The following is a 13898-nucleotide window of genomic DNA, read 5'->3' as shown; positions in this document are numbered from 1 at the left end:
GGCCTGCGCCGGGGCCTGCGCCCCGGCGTCCGCGGCGGCCGTGGTGTCCGCGGCCGCGGTGTTCTTCTCGTTCTGCTCCGGCATCACGGGCCCCCGACTACTTCACGACGGCCGCGGCGAGCTTGGACAGCGGCTCACCGAGGGCGGAGACGGCGTCCGAGAGCTCCTTGCGCTGGGGCTCGGCGACCTTGTCGTAGGACTCGAACTCGTAGGAGTTCTTGTCGGCCCGGTACTTGTCGAGCAGGGCGCCCATCGCGGCGAACTGCTTGTCCAGCTCGGTGGCGAGCGCCGGGTCGTTCTTGGCGGCGACCGGCTTGAGCAGCTCGTAGGCCTTCTGCGCGCCCTCGACGTTGGCCTTGAAGTCGACCAGGTCGGTGTGGCTGTAGCGCTCCTCCTCGCCGGTCACCTTGCCGCTGGCGACCTCGTCGAGGAGCTCCTTGGCGCCGTTGGCCATGGAGGTCGGGGTGATCTCGGCCTGGCCGACCTTCTTCTGCCAGTCGGTGAGGTCGGCCATCAGCTGGTCGGCGAGCTTCTTCTCGGCGTCGCCGATCTTGCCGTCCTGCCACAGCGCCTTCTCCAGGCGGTGCCAGCCGGTCCAGTCCTTGGCCGGGCCATGGCCGGCCTCCAGGCCGTCCTCGCGGACGTCGACCTTCGGGTCGATGTCGCCGAAGGACTCCGCGACCGGCTCCGTGCGCTCCCAGCCGATGCGGGAGACCGCGTACGCCTTCTTGGCCGCCTCGACGTCGCCGGCCTTGACGGCGTCCGCGAAGGCCTGCGCCTTGGGCAGGGTCTCGTCGGCCTGCTGCTGGACGTACTTGCGGTACTCGGCGACCGCCGCGTCCGCCTCCGGGCTGCGCTTCTCGGTGGTACCGGTGCCGGTGGCCTTGAGCTTGGAGCGGATGCCGTCGCCCTTCATGCCGGGCTTGCAGGCGATCTCGTACTCGCCGGGCTTGATCTCGGCGGTGATGGTGGCCTTGGTGCCGGGGCCGATGTTCTCGCGCTCGGTGACGATCCGGTCGTCCGGGAAGAGCACGTAGACCTCGGTGACCTTGGAGCCCTTGTTCTCGACCTCCAGGGTGACCTTGCCCGCGGGAACCTCGGCGGCCGACAGCCGGCACTCGGAGTCGGTGGAGGTCACGTGCAGGGCGTCCGCGGCCTTCGCGCTCTTGTCGGCGCAGCCGCTGACCGCGGTGAGCGCGGCCACGACGGCGGCTGCGGTGACGACGGTGGAACGGGCGGGGCGCATGCGGACTCCTGGACGTCGGCGAGGCCCGCCCCCGACGGGGTGACGGGCCAGAAAGGCGGACCTAACTTAACCGAGGCTTACCTCACCACGAGCCGGTCGTCCAGTGATTCGGTTCACACCGCGGCGCCCGGCTACGGGGCCGTCACGGCGGCCTCACGGGCGGGCCACGGTGCAGTCAAACGGAGGCAAAGGGAGGGTCTGCGTCCCACAGTCCGGACCGGTCGGGGCCGGGCCGGACGGAGGCGGACGGAGGCGGACGGGAGCGAGGGAACCGGACGAGGCGGACCGGACCGAGGCGGAACCGGAAGGAGCCGGACCGGAGGGAGGCGGACCGGAGGGAGCCGGATCGGATGGAGGCGGACCGGCCCGGTGCGGCCCGTGGGGCAGGTGTTCTGGTGACCGGCCGTCGACCGAGCGTGTTTGAATGCCCGGATGAACGATCTCGACGTGCTCAAGGTCTTCTGCGCGGGGGACGGCAGCCACGGCAATCTGCTGGGCGTCGTGCGCGACGGCCGCACCTGCCCCGACGACGCCTCCCGCCAGGCGCTCGCGGCCGAACTCGGCTACAGCGAGACGGTGTTCGTCGACGATCCCGAGCGCGGGATCGTCGACATCCGCACCCCGGGGACCCGGATGGCTTTTGCCGGCCACCCGCTCGTCGGGGTGGCCTGGCTGCTGGACATCGAGGAGCTCCAGCCGCCCGCCGGCTCGGTCTGGGCGCGTGACGACGGCGAGTTCACCTGGATCACCGCCCGCCCCGAGTGGGTCGAGGGCAAGCGCACCCAGCAGTACGCCAGCCCGGCCGAGGTCGACGCGCTGCCCGCGCCGCCGCCGGGCGAGGGCTGGCTGTACGCGTGGGCCTGGGAGGACGAGCCCGCCGGTCGCGTCCGCGCCCGCGGTTTCCCGCGCCGCCCCGACGGGGTGATCGCCGAGGACGAGGCCACCGGCTCGGCGGCGCTGCTGCTGACGGCCGAGCTGGGGCGGGCCCTGAACATCACCCAGGGCGCCGGCTCCCAGATCCTCACCGCTCCCGGCCCCGACGGCACCGTCGAGATCGGCGGCCGGGTCCGCTTCGCCCCCGCCGTCCCGTAGGGCGGGGGCGCCGGGGGAGCTTCCCGTTCAGGCGCTGAGCGGGAGCTTCCCGTTCAGGCGCTGAGCGGGAGCCTCCCGCTCAGGCGCTGAGCGGGAACTGCTCGCCCAGTTCGCGGAAGACCGCGCCGTTGAAGTCGAAGGCGCGCTTGCACTCGTCGATGATGCGCTGCTTCTCCAGGTCGTCCGCGGCGATCGCGTCCAGCAGCTCGCGGTAGGTCCGCTTGAAGGCGGCCGGGTTGGCGATCTGCTCGAAGACGTAGAACCGCACCCCGTCGCCCTTGCGTGCGAAGCCCCAGGTGCGCTCGGCCTTGTCGCGGATGATCTGGCCGCCGGAGAGGTCGCCCAGGTAGCGCGTGTAGTGGTGGGCGACGTAGCCGCCGGGCCACTCGGCGGCGCACTGCGCGATCCGGGCGGCGTACGCGCGGGTGGCCGGCAGGGCGGTGAGCGTGGCCCGCCAGCCGGGGCCGCGCAGATGGGACAGGTCCCGCTCGATGGCGGCCAGGCGCATCAGCTCCGGGCGTATGAACGGGCCGGCCACCGGGTCGTCGCGCAGGGAGTCGGCCGCGTCCTCCAGGGCCCGGTACACGAACCACAGCTGCTCCGTGTAGCGCGCGTAGGCGTCCACCCCCAGCCGGCCGCCGAGCAGGTCGCTCATGAACGTGGAGGTCTCGGCCTCGGTGTGCTGCTCGTGCGAGGCGACACGGATGGCGGTGGAGAAGGCGTCCAAGGCGGACCTCCGTAGATCCGGGGTGGGAGAGGGGCGGGCCCGGCCCGATCCTCCTCCTTAGGCTTACCTAAGTCAACATCTTCCCGACGCTGTGTCGGTATCTTTCCCCGGGGCCGGGCATGCGAAACGGCCGCCCCCGAAGGGACGGCCGCGGTACGCCCGGGCGCTGGGGCCTGCGGGCCTGCCGGCCCGGGGCCCTGCGCGCCTACGGAAGGGTGAGGATGTCCGCCCCGGTCTCCGTCACGACCAGCGTGTGCTCGAACTGCGCGGTGCGCTTGCGGTCCTTGGTGACGACCGTCCAGCCGTCCTCCCACATGTCGTACTCGTGGGTGCCCAGCGTCAGCATCGGCTCGATCGTGAAGGTCATCCCCGGCTGCATCACGGTGGTGGCGTGCGGGCTGTCGTAGTGCGGGATGATCAGGCCGGAGTGGAACGCCGTGTTGATGCCGTGCCCGGTGAAGTCCCGGACCACGCCGTAGCCGAACCGCTTGGCGTACGACTCGATCACCCGGCCGATGATGTTGATCTGGCGGCCCGGCCGGACGGCCTTGATCGCCCGGTTCAGGGCCTCGCGGGTGCGCTCCACCAGCAGCCGGGACTCCTCGTCCACGTCACCGCACAGGTAGGTGGCGTTGTTGTCGCCGTGCACACCGCCGATGTACGCCGTCACGTCGAGGTTCACGATGTCGCCGTCGCGCAGCACCGTGGAGTCGGGGATGCCGTGGCAGATGACCTCGTTGACCGAGGCGCACAGCGACTTCGGGAAGCCGCGGTAGCCCAGCGTGGAGGGGTAGGCGCCGTGGTCGCACATGTACTCGTGCGCGACCCGGTCCAGCTCGTCGGTGGTGACGCCGGGCGCGATCAGCTTCGCGGCCTCCTCCATCGCCCGGGCGGCGATCCGCCCGGCGACGCGCATGGCCTCGACGGTCTCGGCGTTCTGCACCTCCGGACCGGTGTACGGCGTGGGGGCGGGCTTGCCCACGTACTCGGGCCGGCGGATGTTGCCGGGGACGGAACGGGTGGGCGAGAGCTCGCCGGGTACGAGCAGCGACTGGCCAGACATGCATGCGAGTGTATCCAGCGCCGATCGGGCAGCATGGCGGCAGAGGAAGGAGCATCGGATGGCTCTGTTCAAGAAGCGCCAGGTGGGCAAGCCGGGCGAGTGGTACTACTGCCTCGTCCACCAGAAGGTCGAGGAGGGGCCGGAATGCCCGGCCAAGGACCGCTTCGGGCCCTACACGACCCGCGATGAGGCGGCCCACGCCATGGAGACCGCCCGGGAGCGGAACCTGCAGTGGCAGAACGACCCGAACTGGAACGACCGGAACGACGGGACCGACGGGAACGACGGGACCGACCGGGCGGGCGAGGGCGGGGCAGGCACCGGCACCGCGACCTGAGGGGCCGCGACCGGAGGCACCGCGACCGGAGGCACCGCTATGTGAGGGGCCGCGACCCGGTGCGACGCCCGGACCGTCGCCTCACCAGCGGCTCGGCGGCGGGGCCGTCAGCTGGTCGGCCAGCCGCGAGAGGCGGTCGCGGAACCGGCGTGGCCCGCGCTGCGCAGGGAGGCTGTTCTCCCCGGCCGCCGCGCTGACCAGGTGCTGCACGGTGTCCAGGTCGAGCCCCGCGCCCTCCGGCACCGACAGCGCGTCGTGCGCCAGACCGCCCAGTTCCTCGTCCCCGCCGTCCAGGGACAGCACGGTCGCCCCCGCCCGGCGGGCGTCGTGCACCCGCTCCAGCAGCCCGCCCCCGGGCCGCTCCGGAGCCACCACCAGCACCGTGTGGCCGCGCCGGGCCGTGGCCAGCCGGCCCAGCCCCACCGACAGGTGCGGCGGCTCGCCCGGCAGGACCCGGTGCCGCACCAGGGTGGGCGCCAGCTGCGGCTGCCCGGACCAGGCCGCCTCGTCCACCAGGTGCGCCGCCAGGTGCCAGGGCTCGTAGCTCTCGGTGCCCACCAGCAGCAGCCCGCCCCCGGCCGCCGGGCCGGCCGGTGCCACGGACCGGCGCAGCGAGCCGGCGAAGCGGCGCGCCGCGCCGGGCCACTCGGTACCGGCCAGGACCTCGCGCAGCAGCGCCACTCTCACGGCGTCCATGGCGGCATCCTGCCCGACCGCTGTCCGGGCACGGGAGGCGTCCCCACCCGCCTCACCCGTTCGGCCTCGCGCTACCCGGCAGTACGCTCGCCTGCATGACCTCCACTGAGAACAGCAAGCCCGCGGCCCGCGACCCGTGGGACCTTCCGGACGTCTCGGGACTCGTCGTCGGTGTCCTCGGCGGCACCGGTGACCAGGGCCGCGGCCTGGCCTACCGGCTGGCCAAGGCCGGCCAGAAGGTGATCATCGGCTCGCGCGCCGCCGAGCGGGCCCGGGCCGCCGCCGACGAACTCGGCCTCGGCGTCGAGGGCGCGGACAACGCCGAGTGCGCGCGGCGCAGCGACATCGTGATCATCGCCGTGCCGTGGGACGGCCACGCCAGGACGCTGGAGTCGCTGCGCGAGGAGCTGGCCGGCAAGCTCGTCGTGGACTGCGTGAACCCGCTGGGCTTCGACAAGCAGGGCGCCTACGCCCTCAAGCCGGAGGAGGGCTCGGCCGCCGAGCAGGCGGCCGCCCTGCTGCCGGACTCCCGGGTCACGGCCGCCTTCCACCACCTGTCGGCGGTCCTGCTCCAGGACGAGTCGATCGACGAGATCGACACGGACGTGATGGTCCTCGGCGACTCCCGCGCCGACACCGACCTGGTGCAGGCCCTGGCCGCCCGGATCCCCGGCATGCGCGGCGTGTTCTCGGGCCGGCTGCGCAACGCCCACCAGGTCGAGTCGCTGGTAGCCAACCTGATCTCGGTCAACCGCCGCTACAAGGCGCACGCGGGCCTGCGGGTCACGGACGTCTGAGACGGGTCGGTACGGCGGCCGGCCGGGACCGGCCGCGCGTGCCCCGGCAGACCCCTGCCGGGCACGGCCGCGCGGCCTCGGCGGGCCCGGACCGGAGCCCGGTCCCGCATGGGGGACACTGGAGGGGCTCGACCCGTCCAGTGCCCCCGAGGAGCCGTGGCCCCATGCCCCGCCTTGCCGTGTTCGCCCTTGTCGTCTGCGCCCTCGCCGTGGCCGCGGCCGTCGTCGCCTTCGTGGAGGGCAGCCTCCTCGGCATCGTCTGGGTGCTGCTGGCGGGTCTGACCTCCAACATGGCCTGGTTCTACGTGCGCAAGGCCAAGGCGGAGAAGGCGGCGCGGGCCGCCCGCCCGGCCGGCTGAGCGCGCCGGCCGCCGGTCCCGGCTCAGCCGGGGACCACCACCTCGCACACCCCGTCCGACTCCCGCCAGAACGTGTACAGCGCGCGGCCGCAGTACGACTCCAGGTCGGAGACGCCGAGCGCGGCCAGGATGTCGCGGACGAATCCGAAGAACAGCTGGTTCACGGCCGGGATCCACAGCAGGCCGAACACCAGCAGCAGCCCGACCGGCGCGAGCGGCGCCAGCTCCCGGCGGGTGCGGTCCGGCAGCCAGGGCTCGATCACGCCGTAGCCGTCGAGGCCCGGGACGGGCAGGAAGTTCAGGATCGCGGCGGAGACCTGGAGCAGCGCGAGGAAGCCGAGCGCGAAGCGGAACGGCAGCGGTACGTCCTCGATCCCGCCCAGCCAGAAGGGCGCGGTGCACACGAGCGCGAACGCGACGTTGGCCAGCGGACCGGCGGCCGAGATCAGGCTGTGCTGCCAGCGGTGCCGGATCCGGCCGCGCTCGATGTACACGGCCCCGCCGGGCAGGCCCAGCCCGCCCAGGATCAGGAAGACCACCGGCAGCACGATGCTGAGCAGCGCGTGGGTGTACTTGAGCGGATCGAGCGTCAGGTAGCCGCGGTCCTCCACGCTGAGGTCCCCGCTGTGCAGCGCGGTCCGGGCGTGGGCGTACTCGTGCAGGCAGAGCGAGACGATCCAGGCGGAGGTGACGAAGAGGAACACGGCGAGCCCGGTGCTCGTCGAGTACCCCGTCCACACCGCCCAGCCGGTCACCGCCATGACGGCGACGATCCCGAGGAACACCGGACTGATCTGCCGCCCGAAGCGGCGCGCCTGCTGACCCATGCGCCGAAACCTACCCGCCCCCGGCCCCGGCCCGCCGGGCGGGCCGTGACCCGGGCCCTCGCCGGGCCGGGGCCGGCGGCCGGGAAAATCCGGGCGGGGCCGTCGGTGGTGGCGGGGAGAATGGGGCGGTGCGTTACGGGATTCTTGGGAGTGGGCAGGCGGTCCGGGCCGACGGGACCGCCGTGCCGGTCGGCGGGGCGCGGTTGCGGGCGCTGCTCACCGCGCTCGCGCTGCGGGGCGGGCGTCCCGTGCCGAACGGCGTCCTCGTGGACGAGGTGTGGGCCGCGGACCCGCCCGCCGACGCGGTCGCCGCGCTCCAGGCGCTCGTCGCCCGGTTGCGCCGGGCCCTCGGGCGGGCGGCCGTCGCCTCCGAGGACGGCGGCTACCGGCTCGTCGCCGACCGGGACGACATCGACCTGTTCCGCTTCGAGGCCCTCGCCCGCACCGCCGCCGCGGCCCTCGCCGCGGGCGATCCCGGCCGGGCCGCCGCGCTCTACGACGAGGCGCTCGGCCTGTGGCGCGGTCCCGCCCTGGCGGATCTGCCCGAACCCGGGGCCGAGGCCGCCCGCTGGGAGGCCGTACGGCTCGACGCGCGCCGGGGCCGGCTGACCGCCGCGGTGGCGCTGGGCCGGGCCGGGCGGGTGCTGCCGGAGCTCACCGCGCTGTGCGCCGAACGCCCCCTGGACGAACCGCTGCAGGCCCTGCGGATCCGGGCCCTGCGCGACACCGGCCGCCCGGCCGAGGCCCTCGCCGCGTACGACGCCGTGCGCCGCCGCCTCGGGGACCGGCTCGGCACCGACCCGGGGCCCGAGCTCCGCGAGCTGCACGCCGAGCTGCTGCGGGCCGGGGCGCAGGCCGGACCGCGGCACCCCGCCGCTGCCGCTGCCGCTGTCCCGGAGCCGGCCACCGCTCCGGCCCAGGTGCAGGCCGCCGCCCCGGAGCCGGCCGCCGCTGCCGCCCCGGAGCCCCCCGCCGCCCCGGCCGGGAACCTGCGGGCCCGGCTCACCAGCTTCGTCGGCCGCGAGGACGACATCCGCGTCATCGGCGGCGATCTGGCCCGGGCCCGGCTGGTCACCCTGCTCGGCCCCGGCGGGGCGGGGAAGACCCGGCTGTCGCAGGAGGCGGCCGAGGCGCACGCCCGGGCCGGGGCGGGCTGGCCCGACGGGGTCTGGTTCGTGGAACTGGCCCCCGTCGAGGACCCCGAGGACGTGCCCCAGGCCGCGCTCGCCGCGGTCGGCGCGCGCGACACCAAGCTGCGCGGCGCCGCCTCCGAGGAACTGCGGGTGCTGGCCGACCTCGCGGCCGACACCGACCCGCTGCACCGGCTGGTCGAGCACTGCGGCCGCCGCCGGATGCTCGTCGTCCTCGACAACTGCGAACACCTGGTCGCGGCTGCCGCCCGTCTCGCCGAGGAACTGCTGGCCCGCTGTCCCGGCGTCCAGGTGCTGGCCACGAGCCGCGAGCCGCTCGGGGTGCCCGGCGAGTTCCTGCGTCCCGTGGAGCCGCTGCCGCCCGAGCCCGCCGTACGGCTGTTCGCCGACCGCGGGGCCGCCGCCCGCCCCGGTTTCCGGGTCGACGAGGACCTGACCGCCGTCCGCGAGATCTGCCGGCGGCTGGACGGTCTGCCGCTCGCGATCGAGCTGGCCGCGGCACGGCTGCGGCTGCTCAGCCCGCGGCAGATCGCGGACCGGCTCGACGACCGGTTCCGGCTGCTGACCAGCGGCAGCCGGACCGTCCTGCCGCGCCAGCAGACCCTGCGCGCGGTGGTCGACTGGTCCTGGGACCTGCTGGACGAGGGTGAGCGGACCGTGCTGCGGCGGCTCTCGGTCTTCGCCGGCGGGTGCTCCCTGGCGGCCGCCGAGGCCGTGTGCGCCGACGCCCGGCTCGACGCCCTCGACGTCGACGCCCTGCTCGGCTCCCTGGTGGACAAGTCCCTGGTGGTCGCCACCCCCGGCGACGGCCCGGACGGCGACGGCCCGGGCGACGGCGGCCCGGGCGACGGCGGCCCTTGCCACGACGGCCCTTGCCGCGACGGCGCGGGCGGCGAGGACGGCATGCGCTTCCGCCTGCTGGAGACCGTCGCCGAGTACGCCGCCGCCCGCCTCACCGAGGCCGGGGACGACAAGGAGGCCACCGAGCGCCGCCATCTGACGTACTACCGCGAACTGGCCCGCACCAGCGAGCCCCAGCTGCGCGGCCGCCACCAGCGGGCCGCCGACCGGCGGCTGTCCGCCGAGTACGAGAACCTGCGCACGGCCCTGCGCCGGGCCCAGGCCGCCGGCGACGCCGACGAGATGCTCTGCCTCGTCCACGCCCTGTCCTGGTACTGGTCGATGCACGACCTGCGCGCGGAGTTCATGCACTGGACCGACGTCGTCGCCGCCTTCGGCCCCGACCCCTTCACCGCCCCCGTCACCCCCGCGCCCCCGCTGCACGCCCGCGTCCTCGACTCGCCGCCGCCGTACACCGGCGACCTGCTCGCCGAGGCCTGGCGCGGCGTCGGCCTGATGCGGCTGGCCGCCCGCGACCAGCGCACCACGACCTGGCAGAGCCCCGAGGTGCGGCGCCGGGCCGAGGGGATCGTGCGGGCCTACCGGCCCGGCCTGCCGCAGACCTGCAAGTGGCCCGGCTCCCTGTGGCTCTACGCCGTCATGACCATCGGCGATCCGGCGCTGCTCCAGCAGTTCGTCACGGCCACCGTCGACACCGCCCGCGCGCTCGGCCTGCGCTGGGAGCTGGCCTCCGCCCTGCAGCTGCGCGCCAACATCCTGGCCAACCGCGCCGACTGGGCCGGCGACGCCGCCCGGGACGCCGACGAGAGCCTGGCGCTGTTCACCGAGCTCGGCGACGACTGGGGCTGCGCCGAGGCGCTCTCCGCCCGCGCCGAGTCCCTGGAGCGGCACGGCGCCTACGCCCGGGCCGCCGAGGACTACCGGGCGGCCGTCGACCGGGCCCGCCGGCTCGGCGCGCAGGCGCAGGTGACGGTCCTGCGGGTCCGCCTGGCCGGCGTGCTGCTGGAGGGCGGCGAGGGCACGGAGGCCGAGGAGATGCTCACCGAGATCCTGCGGATCCCTCCGCAGTTCGGCAACGAGGCGATGCCCGCCGCCCGGATCTTCCTCGCCCTGCGCTACGGCCGCACCGGACGCGCCGCCGAGGCCCGCGTCCAACTGCAGACGCTGCGCGAGGAGTTCCGCTTCGGCTCCTTCGCCGTCTTCGACGCCTTCCTGCTGAGCGCCCTGGCGTGGCTGGACAACGTCGAGGGCCGGTACGAGGACGCGCTGGCGGCCGTGCGCCAGGCCCTGGCCGCCGCCCGTGACCCGCTGACGGAGCTGGTCGCGCCCCAGCTGCCGGCCGCGCTCCTGGTCACCGCGGCCGAGGCGTACGCCCTGCTGGGCGGCCCGGAGCGCAACCGCACCGCGGCCCGGCTGCTGGGCGCCTACCGCGCCCAGCTCCCCGTCGGGCACTTCCCGGTCACGATCGAGCGGGAGATGCGCGAGCGCGCCGAGCGGCGGGCCCTGGCCGAACTGGGGCCGCAGGCCTACGAGTCGGCGCGCGCCGAAGGCGGCGGCCTCACCCTGGAGGAGGCCACCGCCCTCGTCTGATCCGGTCCCCCGACCCCCGCCTTCGTCCGGGACGCGATCCGGAAGAAGGGCTCCCGGATCAGGTCTTGTTGCGGAACTTGCGCACCGCCAGCGGCGCGGTGACCGCCGTGATGCCGACCGCCCACGCCAGGGTGATCAGCACCGGCTGCGCGACGGCGCCTTCGTCGTTGATCAGGTGCCGCGCCGCGTCGGCGAGGTTCGACAGCGGGTTGACGTCCGTGAAGGACTGCAGCCAGCCCGGCATCGAGGTGGTCGGGGCGAAGATGGAGCTGCCGAACTGCAGCGGCATCAGCACCAGCATCGCCACGCCCTGCACCGCCTGCGCGGTCTTCATGGTGAGGCCGAGCAGGATGAAGATCCACATCAGCGAGGCGCCGAACACCATGGACAGGCCGACCGCGGCCAGCAGCTGGAGCACCGACCCGTGCAGGGTCAGGCCCATGACGAAGCCCATCACCAGCAGGATGGTGGTGGCGACCAGCATCCGGCCGATCTCCACCACGATCTTCGCGACGAGCACCGAGGACCGGGCGATCGGCATGGACCGGAACCGGTCCATCACGCCCTTCTTGAAGTCGTCGTTGACGCCGGTGCCGACCGCCATCGCGATGTTCATGCCCATCATGGCCATCAGGCCCGGCACGAGGTAGTTGACGTACTGGTCCTGGTTGCCCTGGCCGAACATCGCTCCGCCGAAGACGAACACGAACAGCAGCACGAAGATGACCGGCATCAGCACGGCGTCGAACATCGACTCCGGGTCCGCCTTGATCTGCAGGGCGTTGCGGCGCGCCAGCGCGCCGATGTGCCGCAGGTGGGACCGCAGCGGGAGCCGCCCGTCGGCGGCCGGAGCCGGCCGGGACGCGGCGGCGGTCGCCGCGCCGGACGGCGTACGGGTGGGCGTCGTGGTGCCGGCGCTCATGCCGCGACCTCCTCGTTCTGGTCGGTCTGCTCGTTGTTCCCGGTGTGCGCGTCGGGCCCGGGCCGCCCCGCGGACCCGCGGTCCTCGCCCCGGGTGGGCCTGTGGCCGGTGATGGCGAGGAACACCTCGTCCAGGCTGGGCAGGTACGTGCCGAGGTCGGCGATGGCGTACCCGCGGGCGGCCAGCAGGCCGACCACGGCGGTCAGCTGCTCGTCGCTGAGGATCGGCACCAGCAGCGTGCCCTCGTCCGGCACGGCCTGGGTCCCGGCCACCCCGTCCAGTCCGGTCTCGGCCAGCGCACGGGCCATGGCCGGCAGGTCGCCGGGGTCGACCGGGCGGATCCGCATGGTCCGCCCGCCGACCCGCGCCTTGAGCTCGTCCACCTTGCCCTTGGCGATGACCTTGCCGCGGTCGATGACGGTCAGCTCGTCGGCCAGCTGCTCGGCCTCCTCCATGTACTGGGTGGTGAGCAGGACCGTCGCGCCCTCGGCGACCATCCGCTGCACCTCGTCCCACACCTCGTTGCGGGTGCGGGGGTCCAGGCCCGTGGTCGGCTCGTCCAGGTACAGCACGGCCGGCCGGCCGATCATCGAGGCGGCCAGGTCCAGGCGCCGGCGCATACCGCCGGAGTACCCCCCGGCCGGGCGCTTGGCGGCCTCGGTGAGGGAGAAGCGCTCCAGCATCTCGTCGGCGCGGGCCCGGGCCTCCTTGCGGGACAGGTCGAGCAGGCGGCCGATCATGTAGAGGTTCTCCCAGCCGGAGAGCTTCTCGTCGACCGAGGCGTACTGCCCGGTGAGGCCTATGGTGCGGCGCAGCTGCCGCGGCTGGCGGACCACGTCGTAGCCCGCGACGGTCGCGGTGCCCGCGTCGGGCACCAGCAGGGTGGACAGGCAGCGCACCAGGGTGGTCTTGCCGGCGCCGTTGGGGCCGAGGACACCGAGCACGGTGCCCTCGCGGACGTCCAGGTCCACGCCGTCGAGCGCCTTGGTCTCGCCGAAGTGCTTGACCAGTCCCCGGACCTCCACGGCGTGGGCGCCGCGCTGGGGGTTCTTGTCGTTTCGCGTCATGCCCACCATGGGACCAGCAGCCACTGACAAACCACCGACAGCCGGCCGACAGACGGGCGGCAGCCCGCCGGCGCGGAGCCGGCGGGCTGTCGGTGAGGTGTCGGTGGCCGTCGGTGCACCGGGGGCGGCCCCGTCGGAGCCCTTCCGGTGACCCGTCGTCGGTCAGTGGAAGCTGTGCTCCTCCTGCGGGAACGTCCCACCGACCACGTCCTCGGCGAAGGCGCGCGCCGCCTCGCCCATGACCTGGCGCAGCTCGGCGTACTTCTTGACGAACCGCGGCAGCTTGCCGCTCGTCAGGCCGAGCGCGTCCGTCCACACGAGCACCTGCGCGTCGCACTCCGACCCGGCGCCGATGCCCACGGTCGGGATGTGCAGCGAGCGGGTGACCTCGGCAGCCAGCTCCGCCGGCACCAGTTCGAGCACGACGGCGAACGCGCCCGCGTCCTGCGCCGCCTTGGCGTCGCGCAGCAGCTGGTGCGCCGCCTCGTCCCCGCGGCCCTGCACCCGGTAGCCCATGGCGTTGACGGACTGCGGGGTCAGGCCCAGGTGGGACATGACCGGGATGCCGGACTGCACGATCAGCTCGGTCTGGGCCAGCGAGCGCTCGCCGCCCTCCAGCTTGACCGCGCCGACGCCCGCCTCCTTGACCAGCCGGGTGGCGCTGCGCAGGGCCTGCACGGGCCCCTCCTGGTAGGAGCCGAACGGCAGGTCGCCGACGACCAGGGCCCGGCTGGTGCCGCGTACCACGGCGGCCGACAGCAGGGTCATCTCGTCCATCGTGACGGGCACGGTGGTGTCGTAGCCGAGGTGGCAATTGCCCATCGAGTCACCGACGAGGATGACCGGGATGCCGGCCTCGTCGAAGACCGACGCGGTCATCGCGTCGTAGGCGGTGAGCATGGGCCACTTCTCGCCGCGCTCCTTGGCTTGGGTGAGGTCGCGGACGGTGATGCGCCGGGTGCCCTTGCCTCCGTACAGGGTGGGTCCCACCTTGCCCTGTTCCGGGGCATGCGAAACGGCATGCGTCATTGCAACTGCTCCTTGTGTCATCTCGAGGCGCCCTCACGGCGTCCCCGGACTCACCCACCATGGTGGCATTCGGTCGGCCCGCCCGGTAGTGGGCGGCGCGCCGCCCGGTGACGCCTGCGTCACACCGGGGGGCC

Annotated in this window: 13 protein-coding genes; 5 read left to right on the top strand and 8 right to left on the bottom strand. The window is 74.1% G+C overall.

All coding sequences use genetic code 11. The annotated features are described in order from the left end of the window. Positions 1 to 97 precede the first annotated feature (97 nt). A complete protein-coding gene (gene efeO, locus LG632_RS17080; protein ID WP_226728175.1) occupies positions 98 to 1246 on the bottom strand; it encodes an iron uptake system protein EfeO in 1149 nt (382 codons plus the stop codon). Positions 1247 to 1678: 432 nt separating this feature from the next. Between efeO and LG632_RS17075 the strand changes: the two genes are divergently transcribed. Then, on the top strand, positions 1679 to 2338 hold the full coding sequence (locus tag LG632_RS17075) for a PhzF family phenazine biosynthesis protein (protein ID WP_226728174.1): 660 nt from the start codon (positions 1679 to 1681) through the stop codon (positions 2336 to 2338). 79 nt (positions 2339 to 2417) lie between these two features. Here LG632_RS17075 and LG632_RS17070 read toward each other — a convergent pair whose 3' ends face one another. Together LG632_RS17070 and map are read right to left on the bottom strand one after the other, a co-directional pair. After that, positions 2418 to 3065: a biliverdin-producing heme oxygenase gene (locus tag LG632_RS17070; RefSeq protein ID WP_226728173.1), complete on the bottom strand. Its 648-nt coding sequence runs from the start codon at positions 3063 to 3065 to the stop codon at positions 2418 to 2420. Between the two features lie 205 nt (positions 3066 to 3270). Then, positions 3271 to 4128 carry a type I methionyl aminopeptidase gene (gene map, locus LG632_RS17065; protein ID WP_226728172.1) on the bottom strand — a complete coding sequence of 286 codons (858 nt, stop codon included), beginning with the start codon at positions 4126 to 4128 and terminating at the stop codon, positions 3271 to 3273. Between the two features lie 58 nt (positions 4129 to 4186). On the opposite strand from map, the gene LG632_RS17060 reads away from it, so the two are divergent. Then, positions 4187 to 4465, top strand: coding sequence for a hypothetical protein (locus LG632_RS17060; protein ID WP_226728171.1), 279 nt, complete (start codon positions 4187 to 4189; stop codon positions 4463 to 4465). Between the two features lie 81 nt (positions 4466 to 4546). On the opposite strand, the gene LG632_RS17055 is transcribed toward LG632_RS17060, so the two are convergent. Beyond that, positions 4547 to 5161: a hypothetical protein gene (locus LG632_RS17055; RefSeq protein WP_226728170.1), complete on the bottom strand. Its 615-nt coding sequence runs from the start codon at positions 5159 to 5161 to the stop codon at positions 4547 to 4549. Positions 5162 to 5256: 95 nt separating this feature from the next. Here LG632_RS17055 and npdG point away from each other — a divergent pair, with 95 nt between their 5' ends. Then, positions 5257 to 5958 carry an NADPH-dependent F420 reductase gene (gene npdG, locus LG632_RS17050; protein ID WP_226728169.1) on the top strand — a complete coding sequence of 234 codons (702 nt, stop codon included), beginning with the start codon at positions 5257 to 5259 and terminating at the stop codon, positions 5956 to 5958. A gap of 164 nt (positions 5959 to 6122) precedes the next feature. After that, positions 6123 to 6317 carry a hypothetical protein gene (locus LG632_RS17045; protein WP_226728168.1) on the top strand — a complete coding sequence of 65 codons (195 nt, stop codon included), beginning with the start codon at positions 6123 to 6125 and terminating at the stop codon, positions 6315 to 6317. 23 nt (positions 6318 to 6340) lie between these two features. On the opposite strand, the gene LG632_RS17040 is transcribed toward LG632_RS17045, so the two are convergent. Continuing rightward, complete coding sequence (locus tag LG632_RS17040) at positions 6341 to 7144, bottom strand: site-2 protease family protein (protein ID WP_226728167.1); 804 nt, start codon at positions 7142 to 7144, stop codon at positions 6341 to 6343. A gap of 128 nt (positions 7145 to 7272) precedes the next feature. On the opposite strand from LG632_RS17040, the gene LG632_RS17035 reads away from it, so the two are divergent. Further along, positions 7273 to 10746 (top strand): AfsR/SARP family transcriptional regulator, encoded by a 3474-nt coding sequence (locus LG632_RS17035; protein ID WP_226728166.1) that lies wholly within the window; start codon positions 7273 to 7275, stop codon positions 10744 to 10746. A gap of 58 nt (positions 10747 to 10804) precedes the next feature. Here LG632_RS17035 and LG632_RS17030 read toward each other — a convergent pair whose 3' ends face one another. The 3 genes from LG632_RS17030 to panB form a co-directional block, all read right to left on the bottom strand. Next, complete coding sequence (locus LG632_RS17030; protein ID WP_226728165.1) at positions 10805 to 11668, bottom strand: ABC transporter permease; 864 nt, start codon at positions 11666 to 11668, stop codon at positions 10805 to 10807. Next, positions 11665 to 12744 (bottom strand): ATP-binding cassette domain-containing protein, encoded by a 1080-nt coding sequence (locus LG632_RS17025; RefSeq protein WP_226728177.1) that lies wholly within the window; start codon positions 12742 to 12744, stop codon positions 11665 to 11667. The genes LG632_RS17030 and LG632_RS17025 overlap by 4 nt, the downstream gene beginning before the upstream one ends. A 153-nt stretch (positions 12745 to 12897) precedes the next feature. Next, positions 12898 to 13764 carry a 3-methyl-2-oxobutanoate hydroxymethyltransferase gene (panB, locus tag LG632_RS17020; RefSeq protein ID WP_226728164.1) on the bottom strand — a complete coding sequence of 289 codons (867 nt, stop codon included), beginning with the start codon at positions 13762 to 13764 and terminating at the stop codon, positions 12898 to 12900. Positions 13765 to 13898 lie beyond the last annotated feature (134 nt).

The sequence above is a fragment of the Streptomyces antimicrobicus genome (genome assembly GCF_020532625.1).
GTDB lineage: Bacteria > Actinomycetota > Actinomycetes > Streptomycetales > Streptomycetaceae > Streptomyces > Streptomyces antimicrobicus.
Note: the sequence above shows the minus strand (reverse complement) of the source record. Positions and strands in the feature narration are given on the sequence as shown.